Origin of the sequence: Veillonella dispar (genome assembly GCF_900637515.1) — a bacterium.
In the GTDB taxonomy this organism is placed as follows: domain Bacteria; phylum Bacillota; class Negativicutes; order Veillonellales; family Veillonellaceae; genus Veillonella; species Veillonella dispar.
The window spans coordinates 567,760-583,255 of record NZ_LR134375.1 but is presented as its reverse complement, the minus strand read 5'-3'; the positions used below and the strand labels follow the sequence as shown (position 1 = coordinate 583,255).

Below are 15,496 nucleotides of genomic sequence, written 5' to 3'. Positions count from 1 at the left end.
ACTCTTTTTACAGGATATAACTATCCAATTTATAAGTTGATTTTTGCTTGTGAAAGCACGCTAATTTCATACAAAATCACCTATATGATTATATTTTTACCTATGTAAAATATACAATTACACCTATTCAGAAATATCAAAAAGAGCACTACTTATCAAAAGGTAGTGCTCTTTCATCATTTATTTTTATATGCTTATCAAATATACAAAATCACCTATACCTAATGATTGTATATCCCCCTAATTTTAATTTTCAAAATCATAAAATTATAAGCAATTACAAGGAATTATAACAATGAAAATTATGATTGTAATTTTTTTACAACCATCTCAAGTTCTTCTCTAACATCCTGTAACTTTTGATTAGCCTCTTCCAATCTATCCTTATTGATAGAGGCATCTTGATATGGTAAATAGGTTTGCAATATATCTATAATATCCTTTTCCTGAGTAGAGATAATTTCCTTCCAATCATGTAGCTTTGTCTTACGCCCCATCTCTTTTGCTTGCTTTCTATATTCAGATGGTGTTGTATGGAAATGTTTCTTGAAAGCTACATTAAAGGCTTTAATATCTGCGAAACCACAGCTACTTGCAATATGAGCTACCCCATCCTCAGAGTTAGCTAAACGAACTGTAGCCTCTCGTAATCTCAACCGTAACAAATACTCTAAAAAGGAAACTCCTAATTGGCGTTTAAAGAACTGAGATGTATAGTTCACATTATAACCGCCTATTTTAGCAATATCTTCTAACTCGATCTTCTGCTTATAGTTTTCATCAATATAGGTAATCATTTTATCAAAGGTAGCTACAGTCATATCAGCAGGCTTTGTATGTACAGGGATAGTCTTAACCGCATCAATTTCACGATATATATCACTCGTCATAGCTAAAAAGTGACTCTCCAAGCATAATTGACGATCAGTACCTTCACCATTTACCATTAATAACATCATTTGTGCGGCACGATGACGTAAGGACGTAAAGAATTTATTATCCCGATTAGTTTTATCTGAACGCAATACAAATTGGTACATGCCGAAGTTAGGATCAAAATATTGGAAAAACTCCTTACTTACATGAATAACGAGAGCCGTTGTATCCTCCTCTAAGGCCAATGTAGCATGACCAACTTGAGGAGAAATAATAATCGTATCAAGAGGTTCCATTGTAAAAACCTCACTATTACAACTCATGTCGATTCTGCCCTTTAGTAAGATTAGGATTTCTACGCCACTGTGCCAGTTATAGTGATAGGTACTAACCTTATATATATCACTATTGAAATCTATGTGATTGTGTTTATAGGTGTAGTGAAAGTAATCCATATTAGCTATATGCTCCCTAAAAATTTAACAATAATTATTAAACACCAAGTTTTATAAGCCAATTTTCTCTAACAGAGATAAGGTAAGTATAGAAATACCTCCGCCGATTCCACCAGCTACTGCTATTGTCAAATACGGAATATCAAGAGCTATTTTAAACGTTTTAAAAAACAGCACTATCTGTAAAAGTCCACAGGTTAAGGTTGTCCCAAAAATTACCGCGCCTGCAAAAACCATATTAACAATATTTGTCAGTACAAAAACAGACATAAGTGAAAAAATAAATAACTCTATACTCTTAACTAAAAATATTTCAGAATAAGCATATAAATATACCATAAAAACTCGATTTAATGTTAATGTTGCGTCGGCCCCTCTTGCTATCAATAAAAAGACAGGCACAAAGACAACAGACATAACAATAAAAGTTAAAAATGAACCTACTATATTCCTTGCAAGAGTAGGATTAATTAAAAGTTCGGCTAATGTTGTTGTAGCTTCAGGTTTTAATAAATTGACGCTTACGCTCCCCAAAGTCATGATAAATAGCATTAATACTATATAAAATATAATACCTTTTATAGAACCACTTAAAGTTCCTCTAGCCTGAAAGTATGGCAACCATAAGTTAGGACGCACAACGGCATTAAAAATTTGTCTATATACACTAATAGAGTCAGTACTATTAACCACAAAAACCTCTCTTATTCACATAAAAAATGCACCTCTTATAAATCTAAGAGATGCATTCATTATGATATATATAATTAACAACGGTCAACAGTAATCTTGTTTTACATGTCAATAAATTATAGTTTTATGTTTCTACTCTTTAAATTACATAACCGCTGTAATAGCTGCTGCCAAGCCAAAGAAGATGCCAGGTGCATTGGCTAATGCTACTGGAATATCTCTATGTTCTTTAAACAAACCATACGCTACCCATAATGTACAGTTGATCGCAGCTACAAGTGGTTGGATCCAATCGCCAGTGCCTGGATAAGCTAGGTTATGCATGATTTGTGGGAAGTAAGATACATACATAGCTACAGCAGTAACAGTTGCAACTTTACCTACGTTTTCCATAAATTTTACTTGATTCATATATCCTCCAAAATTATAACTTACTAATTTTTTTACTCCTGATGAAGTATATTCTACTCAGTTTGGAGAATATAACTATCCAAATTAAAAGGTAGTTTTTATAGTAAAATCCACAGAAAAATATAGATTTCTCTCGATTTATTGCATTTTTAGAGTCTATTGATATATAAATTCGCCCATAAAGCACATATAAAAAAGCACTACTTATCAATAGTAGTGCTCTTTTTATAACTTTATAGATTTTCTTAATATAGAAATTTACCCAATTCTAATCTTTCTATATATGTCATAAATTCAGCAAAAATAATTTGCCACAAAACGTTTATCCAAAGAATTAGTTACTATAATAATCTAGTTACCATAGAGATATAACAAAATACCTTTATAAATCCTTTACTACATCAGCTAACTTTTCTTTTAAAGCTTCCAATTTTTTGCTCATAAATTCCAATTCGCTCTTAGCTCGTGAATCATCTTCATAGGACAAGAATGAATGCAACACATCAAGTACATCTTGGTTGTCTGCAGAAATTATTTCTTTCCAATCTTGTAAGACAGTTTTACGGCCAATCCCTTTTACGTGCTTACGATATTCTGTGGGTGTCATATTAAAATGCTTTTTAAAAGCCACATTAAAAGCCTTCACATCGGCAAAGCCACAATCGCTTGCAATTCTTGCAACAGCGTCATCCGTACTAGCTAATCGCACAGTAGCATCACGGATTCTCAGCCGTAATACATACTCAACAAATGAAATCCCCATTTGTCGTTTAAAAAACTGTGATGTATAGGCAACATTATAGCCCCCAATTTTTGCAATATCTTCCAACTCTATTTTCTGCTCATAATGCTCATCAATATAGGCAATCATTTTATCGAACGTTGCTGGTTTCATATCACCAGGTCTAGCATTTTCATGAATCTTTTTAATGGGATCAAACTCTCTAAATACATCCCCAGCCAATGCTAAGTAATGATGCTCTATCCACATTCGATGTACCGGGCTTTCATCTTTAGCCATCAACAACATCGTCATAGCTGCATGATGCCGTAAGGTTGTAAAGAATTGATTATGACGAGTACTATTATCTGAACGCAATACAAATTGATAGGCACCAAAATCTGGATCATACTGTTGGTAAAATTCATTTCCTACATGAATGACAAAGGCAATGACATCCTCTTCCAAAGCTAATGTGGCATGTCCCACTTGAGGAGAGATAATGACCACATCAAGTGGTTCCATCGTAAATGCCTCACCATTACAACTCATTTCCATTTGGCCTTTTAATAAAATAAGAATCTCCGTCTCACTATGCCAGTTGTAATGATATGTGCCAACTCTATATATGTTACTGCTAAACTCTATGTAATTATGTTTATATGAATAGTCGAAATAATCCATAGATATCCAATCACTCCATATGCCAAAATGCACCCCTTATAATCCAAGGGATGCATTCATTATGATATATTTATTTAACTACGGTCAACAGCATCTTGAAGTTTTCTCGGGCATCGAGGCTATGAGGCACTTCAGAAGGCATAATCAAGGTTTCACCAGCTTTCACAGTATGTTCCACATCACCAACGACGATGTGTGCCTCACCATCAAGGATTTGTACAATCGCGTCACCTACAGTTACATGAGTAGAGATTTCTTCGCCCTTTGGTAATGCAAACAAGGTAATACTGAGTCGTTCATTTTGGGCTATCGTAATACTAATCACTTGCCCCTCTTTATACTCTAAACGATCGCCTAGATGTAAAATTTCGTTGACTGGGATATTTTTTGTGAAAGTCTTACTCATAGAAATCACTCCTTATATAACTATATAATGGTAAAAGTAATTAAAAAGTAGATTGAAATAAATTTTGTCAAAACTCAATTGATGTAACTAAAAGGATTATCCTTTTGTTGACTTTATTATAAGTTAATTGAGATTTAATTTCAGTGTCTACAGCAACAGAATTGAAGTAATTTTATATACTTATATAAACAAATAGACGAGGCCTCCACAGAGACCTCGTCTTGTTATTTATATCTATTAATCTTACAAATATTTAATATGCTTAATTTTTAAATGCTACATATATAAAACTTGTAAGTCCATATATTTTAAACTGCAGGTAGTAATCCTAATAGATACACATCAAAGGTATCGCCCGGATGTACTTCATGTACCCCACGAGGAATACATGCGAGGGCGTTCACAGTATATAAACCTAGCATACTACTACTGTTAAAGTGCCGATTCGCCACAAAACGTGGTGCCCCACCGCCAAAGATTACTTTACCTTGTACATACCGATCAAAAGCATTACGCTTAAAGATTTCTGAATCCATTACGCAGGCTACTACTGGTGTGGTCCAGTTTTTTAAGCCTTTATATCGTTTCAATGTTGGCGCTACGATTAGATGCCATCCATTGAATGCAGCCCCTGGATTACCAGATAGACCAAAGATGATTTGACCTTTCGGCGTCACTGCACCATAGGATGCAGCACCTGGACGCATTTGAATGCGCTCATAAATGGATTTAGCGCCTAGTTTTTCATAAATAAGAGGCATTGTATCAAATAGCCCTACGGATACGCCGCCAGAGCTAATGATAATATCAGCATCTTCACTGAGCTGTAACACATGGTTAATTTCAGAGTCTAATTCCTCTGGAGCATCACTGACATGATAGTGCGTAATCTTATGAAAGCCTAAATCCTCCAAGAGTCCACAAATCATAGCTCTATTAGAGTTATAAATTTTACCAGCTGTTAAGCTTTCACCAGGTTCAATCACCTCATGGCCAGAGGTAAGGACTAGCACGCGAGGCATTGCATTGACAGCAATCTCAGTCAACCCCAGACCAGTCAAAACAGTTTGTACCGTAGAGGTTACCTCTGTTCCACGAGGAATCACAATAGTGCCAGCACTACATTCCTCACCTTGAGGGATGATATGATCGCCACATTTGTATTTACCTTGAATTGTAATTGTTATACCTGGTTCTCCGGAGCCAACTACCTGTTCTTGCATGATAACAGTATCACATGTATCCGGTATAGGTGCGCCCGTCATAATACGTACTGCATGACCTAGTGCAACAGGTTGTTCCCATACAACGCCGGCGCCTATAACACCGTCAACAATATACTCATTACAATCCGAGGAAAAGGCAATGGCATACCCATCCATCGCTGATTTCGAAAAGGCCGGTACATCTGTGGGCGCAACGATATCCTCTGCCAACACATATCCCTTAGCAGACTTAACATCAATCATTTCTACTTTATAAACTTGCGTATCTAAGGCCTTCTCCCATAATTGAAGGGCCTCCTCAACAGTAACGACGGCCATTTAAACACCTCATCATTTCCTGTATGTGACGTACTAATCCAGGTACGTCTTGGTCTAACTTGCTAATTTCGATTATAGCTACTCGATCAATAGAATCTGAGATAAGCTCTTCTGTATGTCCTTCTTGCGTAACCTCTATAATAGGGGCAATGCCTTGGGACCTTGTTTCTAGTATAACTATATCCACAGGCATAAACTGTGATATTTCATACAGATTTGATTGTTCTTTAGTGCGTATACGAATCGCTGTTTCATTAGGGCCTGCAATAGCCACCGCATCAGCGCCAGCTTTATAAGAAAGGTCTGTATCGGTCCCTTCATGGTCCATTTGAAAGCCGTGTTTATCACTCTTTACAACACCTACAGAAAACCCAGCTCGTTGTAACTCAGCTACAAGACGGGTTACTACCGTAGTCTTACCTGTTTTACGTTTTGATGCTACTACACTTATAACTGGAACTCGACGAAACTCATTTTCTGCTAATGCACGAGCCCATTGATAATCATCATAATGATTTACATTACTTAGCTCCCAATCATAATCACTGGCATCAATAGATTCAACATGACCAATCGTATCAAGGGCATGCTGCAACGATACGTCTTTACCGGCCAGAATAGATGGAAGTAATGATACAATATGAGGTCTATAAATTCCCGCCATAGGTTCTGGCTTACCTCTAGAACCAGTAGGAACTATGACATTCCAATTGTTATGATTCACTTGATATAACCAATCATAATATAAATCCATAGGCATAAATGGCATATCTACAGCCATCACCGCATAGGCAGGACTCATTCCAACAGCTAGAGCACTATAAAGTCCCCCTAGAGGACCACATCGCTCAATAGAATCCCGAACAATAGAAACTTTATTCTTCTCATCGTTCGATAACGTATCAATGATATGAGTCTGAATGGCATGTCCTAACTGATCATCATCACCAATGGAGATGATGATATCATCCACATCCGCTTCTAATCCCTTACGAAGTGCATGAGATATGAGGCTTTCACCATTAACCCAAGGCAATAATGCCTTAGGTTGCCCCATTCGAGAACTCAAACCACCAGCCAAAATAATTAAACCTAATTTATCCACGACGTCCTAAACCTCGTTTAACACCTTGGTAGATGAATAGTAAAACAACAATATTTAAAATCCCATCTGGCACCATATAAGAGGCATTATAAATCATGGAGTAAATCCATGGATTTTGACCTTGAGGTGCATAGCTAGCGAACACAACGGCACCGCTCACAACAGTGGCGATCCAGCGCAATGCAATACCAACAATAGAACCTGTAATGAGTCCAGAAATAGAATCTTTGAAGTAACCACATACACCTATGGCACCATAAGCAACTAGATAATCCAATATAATACTTAAATAGTGTACAGATGATTTAAAGCCTAAAATAAAATGTAAAATACCATATACGACGCCAGCAAAAATTCCCCGTGCACCACCCCAACGATAGGCATAAATCATGAGCGGCACCAAAGCTGCAGCCTTAATGGAGCCTCCTTGAGGCATATGAAAAATCGTAATAAAGGATAATACTTGAGCAATTGCAATCGCCACACCTGCTTCTGCAAGCATGCGAGTTTTGGACTGATCCATGTCAATCAACCTCCTTTTACCATATATATTAATGTATATAACTTGCATAATCTACTTGTATTGTACTACAGTTCGTTTCTGAGTCCAAACAAAATATTCGGAACGTATTGAAAATTTTACGCGTCTCTTGTATAATGGTACAGGTTCAATTTGTAATACTCGAAGGAGATATAGAAAATATGATTAATACAACGAACATCTTTGATTATGAAGACGTGCAATTAATTCCTAATAAATGTATCGTAACTAGCCGTAGCGAATGTGATACACATGTAAAATTAGGTAATCGCACATTCCGCTTGCCAGTAGTTCCTGCAAATATGCAAACTATTATCGACGAAGAATTGGCAGAAAAATTAGCTCGTGAAGGTTATTTCTATATCATGCATCGTTTCCAACCAGAACGTCGTATGGACTTTGTAAAACGCATGCACGACCTTAATTTATATTCTTCTATTTCCATTGGTGTAAAACCAGAAGAATTTGCTTTAGTTGACGAATTCAAAAAAGCAAACTTAACACCTGAATACATTACAATCGATATTGCACATGGTCACTCCAACGCAGTAATCGATATGATTCAATACATCAAAAAGAACTTGCCTGGAACTTTCGTTATCGCTGGTAACGTAGGTACACCAGAAGCAGTTCGTGAACTTGAAAATGCTGGTGCAGATGCAACTAAAGTTGGTATCGGTCCTGGTAAAGTGTGTATCACTAAATTAAAAACTGGCTTCGGTACTGGTGGTTGGCAATTGGCTGCTGTTCGCTGGTGCGCAAAAGCAGCTACTAAACCTATCATCGCTGACGGCGGTATCCGCGATCATGGCGACATCGCTAAATCTATCCGCTTTGGTGCGACTATGGTTATGATTGGTTCCCTATTCGCTGGTCATGAAGAATCTCCAGGGGAAGAAAAAATCGTTGACGGCAAAGCAGTAAAAGAATACTTTGGTTCTGCTTCTGAGTTCCAAAAAGGTGAACGCAAAAACGTGGAAGGTAAAAAAATCTTCATCGATTCCAAAGGTTCTATCTTTGATACATTAGTTGAAATGGAACAAGATTTGCAATCTGCTATTTCTTACGCTGGTGGTACTACTCTACAAGCAATCCGCAAAGTAGACTATGTACTTGTTAAAAACTCCATCTTCAACGGTGACCGTTAATACAATATTACATGTAAAAGCCACAGGATAAATCCTGTGGCTTTTTTGTATGTAATCAATGTGATCTACAACATATTCGTAATAATATTGCCATATTTCATAAAATTAGCCCCAAAGACATACCGTCTTTGGGGCTATTATTTAAGCTTCAGCTTCTTTTGATTTTTCCATTAACATATAGGCGTATTTACCAGTACCTGCACTTACTACAAGTAATATAGTCAATACGATAAATGCTACTGTAAGACTTGTGCCATGAGCAATGAAACCAATCAATGCTGGTCCCATCAAAATCCCCATATAGCCAAGCATGGTAGATGTTGCCACAGCTTGTGTCATAGGAATTACATTTTGTTCCCCCATAGCAGAGAACAAGTTTGGTACTACCATAGCTAAGGAAATACCAAGTAATAAATACGTATACATAGAGCCATAACCTGGTAAGAATACGATAAGCCCCATTGCAATAGCGCCTAATAAATACCCACCAACAACAACTTGTTTAGAGGTTAAATGTTTACCAATTGTATTCCCTAGCAAACGGCCAATACACATAGTACCATTAAAGAGCATAACACCCATAACGGCCTCTTCAATAACGATACCTTTATCTTCGAACAGGTATAATGCACTCCAGTCCCCTACGGCACCTTCAACCAAGTAAGATACAAATGACAATAGGCCAAAGATAATAGCAATGGGATGGAAAGATAATGGGCTTTTAGATTTTTTAACAACCTTTGCATTTGGATCACTACCAAAGGTCAACATAAATTGGCTAATCACAACCATGGCAATAAACAATACGATGAGAAGGCCCCAAATACTTTCATTAACAGGTAAGGATAATAGTTTTAAGAGCACTAGCAAAACACCAGCACCGGCAAAACCGCCTAAACTCCATCCACCGTGATAGGCACCCATTAAGTGTTTCTTACTCACCTTTTCTGTCAAGATAGCTTGTAAATTGGCAGACGCACCACTTAAGCCGACGCCAATACCAAAGAAGAATAAAGCAGCTGTGGTCGTAGCAATTGTAGAACACATGGTAACAACCGCAAGAGATAACATGCCAATAAAGCTAGCTAGTAAAACGACTTTCTTGCATCCAAAGGTCTCTACTAGCTTACCAGCTATGGCCATGGACAAACAAGAGCCTACACCGAGCACTAAAATCATAGAGCCCAATACATCTTCACCGATACTAAGCTTTGCTTTTAAATATGGCACAAAGCCAGCCCATAAAGCTGTATACATACCTGGGATAAAGAATCCCCCAAAGGCACCACGAATATTTGCTGTTGAAATAGAAACTTGATTGCTCATTACATCCTTTCTGGCTTCTAGAACCGTCCGGCGAAGAAAGGCCCTTTTTATCCGCAAAGCGCTAAAACTTGCATCATTGCAGGAAACCATTTTAATTACATATGATTTAATCTTGGAATATAATAACTCTCTTTATGATACATGTAAAGAGGGTTTTCTAATTTTAAACTAAACTTAAAAAGCGATATATAGTATATCTGGTTAAATATAACTAATTAGTCTTTTAGATGACAGTTAGTAAAGGAGACATATCCCCACACAACTTGTAAGTAATGCCACAAGAACAGGTACAGAAGTTCGTTTAAGTAAGTCTACTGATTTAATATGGGCCACGCCTGCTACACCGACCATTACAGGGCTGATTGGGCTAAGGAATAAGCCTAGGCTTGCACCGTTTTGCATACCAAGCATAGTAGTAATCGGATCAAGGCCTAGATGAGCTACGATATTAGGTACTAGTGGAACCAAAGTAAATAATGGCGCTACATTGCTACCTGTCACCATGCTAAGGCCTAACATACCGCCCCCTAGCACAGAGGTAAGTCCTATGGAGTTAAGAGATAATGTTTGAAGTGCCCCAAGCAAGGATTCAATAAGACCTAAACTCACTAGTCCTTGTGCAAAGATTTGTCCCCCTATAATAAGTGTCACTGCATAAGAGAACTGGTTCCCCATACCTTCAAAGAAAATAGTTGTACTCTTAAGTACTGTCCTCAGATTTCGATGACGAATTAATTCAGCTAATAAAGCTATACCAAAGGCAAGCATCATAGCAAGGGTAACATTCATCTTCACCCCAGGAAAGCCATATTGACTAAAGCCTAAAATAAAACACAATGGCAATAATGGGAATATCATATACGGCTTAGGACCTATTGGCGCCTCTGGAATACTTTCACAAGCATCTATAGCCTTAGGTTCCTCCACCCGGTCACGATATTTCTGCCAGAAAAAGTGTGCTATAGCAGTCACAATGGCGACTAAGAAATAAAGACGCAACTGGTAGCCTACAAAATAGTTTGGCACGGGCATATTCAAGGTCTTTGCAATAAGTAAGGTAGATACCGCACCAGGTCCTACGTCCATAAGATGTCCCGTAGCAATAACCGCTGCAGCCCCCACTGGGCTCACCCCAAGGCGAAGCAATACGGGATACATAGTGACCATCATAAGGAGTGCAAGACTCAACGGATTAGGTACACAAATAGACAGTCCCATATTAAGAAGAAACATTAGAGCCAGTACAATATATGGGCGATTTAGACGATATAAAGGACGTATAAATGTATGTGCCAATCTCGTCCCTGCCCCAATATGCTCCATATATTTTGCATAACCTGCACAGGTCATAATCATGAGGCCCAGATTGACTATGTTATTTGATGTCGTTATTCTTACGATATCCATAGCATCAAATACCAAGACACCTGTAGATTGAGACTCAACGAGTATAGCATCAATCCAATTTGCTTCATAAGCAATAAACATCATGAGAATCCCCATACCAATTAAAACTGGCTGTGGTTGATAGCGCTTCATTAACAATATACCTGTAATAGCAATAATGGTGATACATATAACTATATTCATAAATAAGCACCTCTCAACTAGAGAATATATATTAGCCCCATATAAGATGTATACTACACTTGTATTAAACCCATGTTATACCTATATTATACCTATATCATGCACAAAAGATAAATAAAGATACAATGAAAAGCACCATTACCCTTAAGATAACAGTGCTTTTAAGATGAAATATTTAATTGATTTTATTATTAAACATACAAATATCTAATCTATTAGGCAGATTAGTACGTAGGTTATTTCTTATATAATTAAATAGTTTTTATTTATGCTCTTTCAACCATGCAATGGCATATTCAGCATATACCGCAGATGCGGCAGATAGTACAGTATCATCCATATTAAATCTATTATTATGATGATCGTAGGTAGCCTCTAATTCAGGGTTTTGAATCCCAATAAAGGCAAAGCATCCTGGTTTATCTTGTAAATACCATGCAAAATCTTCCCCTGGCATTACTTTACGCATTTTAGAAAGCTTGTCTTTACCTAATGTGTCAATAACGACACGTTCCGCCAATTTGCTAGCTTCAGGATCATTAATAGTAGGCGGTACTTTTTTTACATATTCTAATGTAGCAGTCGCTCCATAAGCTTCAGCAGTATGTTCTACTACGCGACGTATAGATTCTACATAATACTCTTCTTGGTCAGGATCAAAGAATCGAATAGTTCCCCCCATTTTAGCTTCACCGGGGATAACATTCCATTCAGATCCAGAGTGAATATTACCAATAGTGAGTACAAGAGAATCTAAGGCACTCACATTACGAGACACTACGGTTTGCAAGTTCATGACGATAGCACTAGCTACTACAATGGCATCAATCGCTTGATGTGGCTGTGCACCATGGCCTTGTTTGCCTTTTACATTAATAGTAATCTGACTACTTGCAGCCATACGAGGACCTTCTTCTACAGATATAAGTCCTGCTGGTAAGTCAATCCATACATGGCCGCCAAAGATAGCATCTATCTTATCATACCAATCACCAAATTTAATGAAATCTGGTGCACCCGCTCCTGTCTCCTCAGCAGGTTGAAAGGCTAAATATACGTCGCCTTCGATGCGATCTTTCATAGACATTAACATTTTAGAAGCGCCTAGCAAGATGGCCATATGACCATCATGACCACAAGCGTGCATTTTGCCTTCAGTTTCTGATTTATAGTCTACTGTATTATGTTCGTGAACAGGCAATGCATCAATATCAGCGCGCAAAGCAATGGCTTTACCAGTTTTATCACCATGAATAATACCAACTAAGCCGATGCCACGCTCTGTATCTACATGAACCTCTACGCCCATAGATTCTAATTCTTTAGCTAGTGTCTTAGTTGTTTCAAATTCTTCATTACTCAGCTCTGGATGTTTATGAAAATATCTACGCCACTCTTGAACGTAGCCTTTATATTGTTCTATTAAATCGCGACTATGCATGGTATCGCCTCCTTATAAAATCCCATAATCAAGGGGAATAACAGGGTAAAAGTAAAAGAAAACGACAGGCAGTGCCATGTCGTTTTCTTAGTTTCTTATCGGTTGCGTAATACTGCTTGTACCGCCAAGGATACAACAGCTGTTGCAACTGCCACAGCAGCCGTAATTTTTGCTGTTGTGAAAAGTTCTTCTTTTGTAGGTTTTGCTTTTGTAGCAATATCTAATGTTTTTGCTACAGCAGGAACCAACACTTCGTTACGTAAGGATTCTGTATTCATATTTACTCCTCCAATATAGACTGTTTCTTCTAGGGTAACACGAATGAGAACTAAAGTCTATATATTCATCGATTTATCTCAATAATTATACGGTTACGCAACTATTTTAAATAATATTTATGAAAGTTATCCTTAAAATTATTTTGCCGCTAACTCTTCAATAGCTTCAGCTACAATAGCAATCGCTTTTTCCAATTGGTCTTGAGGAATATTAAGAGCTGGTAAAAGACGTACTTTATTTTTTGCAGACAAGCATACAACGCCCTTTTCAAGACATTTCGTAATGACTGCTTTTGGATCTACTGTAGTTTCAATACCAAGCATAAGGCCCATACCGCTCACACCTAGAATACCAGGTTTTCCTGCTAAGGTAGCTTTTACATAGTCCCCTTTTGCTTTTACAGAATCTAAGAATTCTGGTGTTAAACGATTAATGATAGTATTGCCTGCTGCCGCACAGATTGGATTGCCACCAAAGGTTGTTGCATGTGCACCAGCATTTAACACATATTGCATCTTTTCATTGAATAATGTAGCCCCCATAGGAAGGCCACCTGCTAAACCTTTTGCAGTAGATACTACATCTGGCTCAATGCCAAATTGTTGGTATGCGTATAGACTACCAGTACGGCCATTACCAGTTTGTACTTCATCGATTAACACGAGTTGATCGTGTTCATGAGCATATTTTGTAACGGCTTGTACAAACTCTTTATCTAGTGGCATAACGCCACCTTCACCTTGAATAGGTTCCATCATGATGGCACAAACTGCTGGATTATCAAGAGCTTTTAAAGCCGCATCAATATCATTAGCAGGTGTATGAATAAAGCCTTCTGTAAATGGGAAGAAATGTTGATGGAATACATCTTGGCCTGTAGCAGACAAGGTAGTAATAGTACGACCATGGAAGCTATTAACCAAGGTGACGATGACATGACGACCTTCACCGTATTTGTCATGGCTATATTTACGAGCTGCTTTGATAGCACATTCATTAGACTCTGCACCAGAGTTAGAGAAGAATACCTTCTTCATACCCGTTTTAGCGCATAGTTGTTTTGCCAATTCAATTTGTGGCAAAGAATAGTATAAATTAGAGATATGGTTCAACGCATGAGATTGTTTTGTCACGGCCTCTGTCCATTCATCGTCATCGACACCAAAAGCTGTTACGCCGATACCAGATCCAAGATCGATGTATTCTTTACCATTTACATCCCATAAAAGAGAGCCTTTCCCCTTTTCAAAACATACGTTAAACCGGCCATACGTATTGGCTATATATTCTTTATCTTGTTGTTCAAAATCGATTGTATTACTCATTACATCCTCCAAACGTACGGTCGTGCCGTCGTCTATCTATGTGAAAGGTAACGATGGCAATAAATATTTACCATCGCTATACCTACTATATTACTTTACAAACATGGTGCCAAGACCTTCATCAGTCAATAGCTCGATAAGAATGGCATGTGGAATCTCACCATTGATGATAAACACCTTTTGAGCTCCTGATTTGATGGCCTCTAAGCAGCAATCCACTTTTGGGATCATACCGCCAGCGATAATCCCCTCTGCTTTTAATTGATCTGCCTCTGCCATAGTGATTTTAGAGATTAGAGAACTAGGATCATGTACATCACGTAGCACACCATCAATGTTTGTCATAGCCACCATTGTTTCCGCCTTAAGAGCACCGGCAATTTTTGCGGCTACCGTATCAGCATTAATATTATATGTCTTGCCATCAGCCCCCATACCAATGGAAGAAATGACAGGAATATAACCTCTACTGATAACATCGTCGATAATACTTGTATCAATCGTATCGATAGAGCCTACATAACCAAGCTCATCATTTTGTTTATGAACTTGAATCATATTGCCATCCACACCACAGAGACCAACAGCCTTACCACCAAGGTCTGTTAAATCTGCTACAAGGCCTTTATTAACCTTACCGGCTAATACCATTTGTACTACATCCATTGTCGCTTCATCAGTGACACGCAAGCCATTTGCAAAACGGGATTCAATTTTCATGGCATCTAGTGTGCTATTAATAGCTGGTCCACCGCCATGAACGAGCACAACTTTTACCCCTACCAATTGAAGTAGCATTAAATCCTTCATAACGGATTTCTTTAATTCTTCATCAATCATAGCATTGCCGCCATATTTAACGACAACGTATTGATCTGTATATTGTTTAATATATGGAACGGCCGCAGTTAAGATATGCGCCCGCATTGCATTTGTTACGTCCTTCATAGT

15 protein-coding genes are annotated in these 15,496 nt (G+C 37.8%); 1 reads left to right on the top strand and 14 read right to left on the bottom strand.

Translation table 11 applies throughout. The features are described 5' to 3' along the window. Nucleotides 1-302 precede the first annotated feature (302 nt). The 8 genes from EL171_RS02600 to thiT all read right to left on the bottom strand — a co-directional run bounded on the left by EL171_RS02600 (nt 303) and on the right by thiT (nt 7,418). A complete protein-coding gene (locus EL171_RS02600; RefSeq protein ID WP_005385842.1) occupies nt 303-1,331 on the bottom strand; it encodes an AraC family transcriptional regulator in 1,029 nt (342 codons plus the stop codon). 51 nt (nt 1,332-1,382) lie between these two features. Continuing rightward, entirely contained in the window at nt 1,383-2,024 is a 642-nt protein-coding gene (locus EL171_RS02595; protein ID WP_005385841.1) for a hypothetical protein, read from the bottom strand. A gap of 144 nt (nt 2,025-2,168) precedes the next feature. Continuing rightward, nucleotides 2,169-2,435: a membrane protein gene (locus EL171_RS02590; RefSeq protein WP_005385840.1), complete on the bottom strand. Its 267-nt coding sequence runs from the start codon at nt 2,433-2,435 to the stop codon at nt 2,169-2,171. Between the two features lie 382 nt (nt 2,436-2,817). Next, the gene (locus EL171_RS02585; protein WP_005385838.1) at nt 2,818-3,840 is read right to left on the bottom strand and encodes an AraC family transcriptional regulator; all 1,023 of its coding nucleotides are present in this window, start codon (nt 3,838-3,840) and stop codon (nt 2,818-2,820) included. Between the two features lie 70 nt (nt 3,841-3,910). Beyond that, entirely contained in the window at nt 3,911-4,246 is a 336-nt protein-coding gene (locus EL171_RS02580) for a cupin domain-containing protein (protein WP_005385836.1), read from the bottom strand. A 308-nt stretch (nt 4,247-4,554) separates the two neighbouring features. Beyond that, complete coding sequence (locus tag EL171_RS02575; protein WP_005385835.1) at nt 4,555-5,790, bottom strand: molybdopterin molybdotransferase MoeA; 1,236 nt, start codon at nt 5,788-5,790, stop codon at nt 4,555-4,557. Further along, nucleotides 5,771-6,895 carry a molybdopterin-guanine dinucleotide biosynthesis protein B gene (gene mobB / locus EL171_RS02570; RefSeq protein WP_005385834.1) on the bottom strand — a complete coding sequence of 375 codons (1,125 nt, stop codon included), beginning with the start codon at nt 6,893-6,895 and terminating at the stop codon, nt 5,771-5,773. Before mobB ends, EL171_RS02575 begins: the two co-directional genes overlap by 20 nt. Further along, nucleotides 6,888-7,418 carry an energy-coupled thiamine transporter ThiT gene (thiT, locus tag EL171_RS02565; RefSeq protein ID WP_024066595.1) on the bottom strand — a complete coding sequence of 177 codons (531 nt, stop codon included), beginning with the start codon at nt 7,416-7,418 and terminating at the stop codon, nt 6,888-6,890. Before thiT ends, mobB begins: the two co-directional genes overlap by 8 nt. Nucleotides 7,419-7,597: 179 nt before the next feature. On the opposite strand from thiT, the gene EL171_RS02560 reads away from it, so the two are divergent. Continuing rightward, a complete protein-coding gene (locus EL171_RS02560) occupies nt 7,598-8,584 on the top strand; it encodes a GMP reductase (protein WP_039969037.1) in 987 nt (328 codons plus the stop codon). A gap of 141 nt (nt 8,585-8,725) precedes the next feature. Here the strand turns inward: EL171_RS02560 and EL171_RS02555 are convergent, their stop codons facing one another. From EL171_RS02555 to argB, 6 genes are all read right to left on the bottom strand, one after another. Beyond that, complete coding sequence (locus EL171_RS02555; protein ID WP_039969035.1) at nt 8,726-9,910, bottom strand: MFS transporter; 1,185 nt, start codon at nt 9,908-9,910, stop codon at nt 8,726-8,728. Nucleotides 9,911-10,144: 234 nt separating this feature from the next. Further along, nucleotides 10,145-11,500 (bottom strand): C4-dicarboxylate transporter DcuC, encoded by a 1,356-nt coding sequence (gene dcuC, locus EL171_RS02550; RefSeq protein ID WP_005385830.1) that lies wholly within the window; start codon nt 11,498-11,500, stop codon nt 10,145-10,147. Nucleotides 11,501-11,762: 262 nt separating this feature from the next. Continuing rightward, the gene (locus tag EL171_RS02545) at nt 11,763-12,941 is read right to left on the bottom strand and encodes a M20 metallopeptidase family protein (RefSeq protein WP_005385825.1); all 1,179 of its coding nucleotides are present in this window, start codon (nt 12,939-12,941) and stop codon (nt 11,763-11,765) included. 95 nt (nt 12,942-13,036) lie between these two features. Continuing rightward, nucleotides 13,037-13,219, bottom strand: coding sequence for a hypothetical protein (locus EL171_RS02540; protein ID WP_005385822.1), 183 nt, complete (start codon nt 13,217-13,219; stop codon nt 13,037-13,039). Nucleotides 13,220-13,357: 138 nt separating this feature from the next. Continuing rightward, nucleotides 13,358-14,545 carry an aspartate aminotransferase family protein gene (locus EL171_RS02535; RefSeq protein ID WP_005385820.1) on the bottom strand — a complete coding sequence of 396 codons (1,188 nt, stop codon included), beginning with the start codon at nt 14,543-14,545 and terminating at the stop codon, nt 13,358-13,360. A gap of 90 nt (nt 14,546-14,635) precedes the next feature. Next, on the bottom strand, nt 14,636-15,493 hold the full coding sequence (argB, locus tag EL171_RS02530; RefSeq protein WP_005385810.1) for an acetylglutamate kinase: 858 nt from the start codon (nt 15,491-15,493) through the stop codon (nt 14,636-14,638). Nucleotides 15,494-15,496: the final 3 nt, after the last annotated feature.

Coding starts and splice junctions, on each gene's coding strand:
- EL171_RS02535 (WP_005385820.1), bottom strand. CDS start 14,545: ATGAGTAATACAATCGATTTTGAACAACAAGATAAAGAATATATAGCC.
- EL171_RS02575 (WP_005385835.1), bottom strand. CDS start 5,790: ATGGCCGTCGTTACTGTTGAGGAGGCCCTTCAATTATGGGAGAAGGCC.
- thiT (WP_024066595.1), bottom strand. CDS start 7,418: ATGGATCAGTCCAAAACTCGCATGCTTGCAGAAGCAGGTGTGGCGATT.
- EL171_RS02585 (WP_005385838.1), bottom strand. CDS start 3,840: ATGGATTATTTCGACTATTCATATAAACATAATTACATAGAGTTTAGC.
- EL171_RS02540 (WP_005385822.1), bottom strand. CDS start 13,219: ATGAATACAGAATCCTTACGTAACGAAGTGTTGGTTCCTGCTGTAGCA.
- EL171_RS02580 (WP_005385836.1), bottom strand. CDS start 4,246: ATGAGTAAGACTTTCACAAAAAATATCCCAGTCAACGAAATTTTACAT.
- dcuC (WP_005385830.1), bottom strand. CDS start 11,500: ATGAATATAGTTATATGTATCACCATTATTGCTATTACAGGTATATTG.
- EL171_RS02560 (WP_039969037.1), top strand. CDS start 7,598: ATGATTAATACAACGAACATCTTTGATTATGAAGACGTGCAATTAATT.
- EL171_RS02590 (WP_005385840.1), bottom strand. CDS start 2,435: ATGAATCAAGTAAAATTTATGGAAAACGTAGGTAAAGTTGCAACTGTT.
- EL171_RS02600 (WP_005385842.1), bottom strand. CDS start 1,331: ATGGATTACTTTCACTACACCTATAAACACAATCACATAGATTTCAAT.
- argB (WP_005385810.1), bottom strand. CDS start 15,493: ATGAAGGACGTAACAAATGCAATGCGGGCGCATATCTTAACTGCGGCC.
- EL171_RS02545 (WP_005385825.1), bottom strand. CDS start 12,941: ATGCATAGTCGCGATTTAATAGAACAATATAAAGGCTACGTTCAAGAG.
- EL171_RS02555 (WP_039969035.1), bottom strand. CDS start 9,910: ATGAGCAATCAAGTTTCTATTTCAACAGCAAATATTCGTGGTGCCTTT.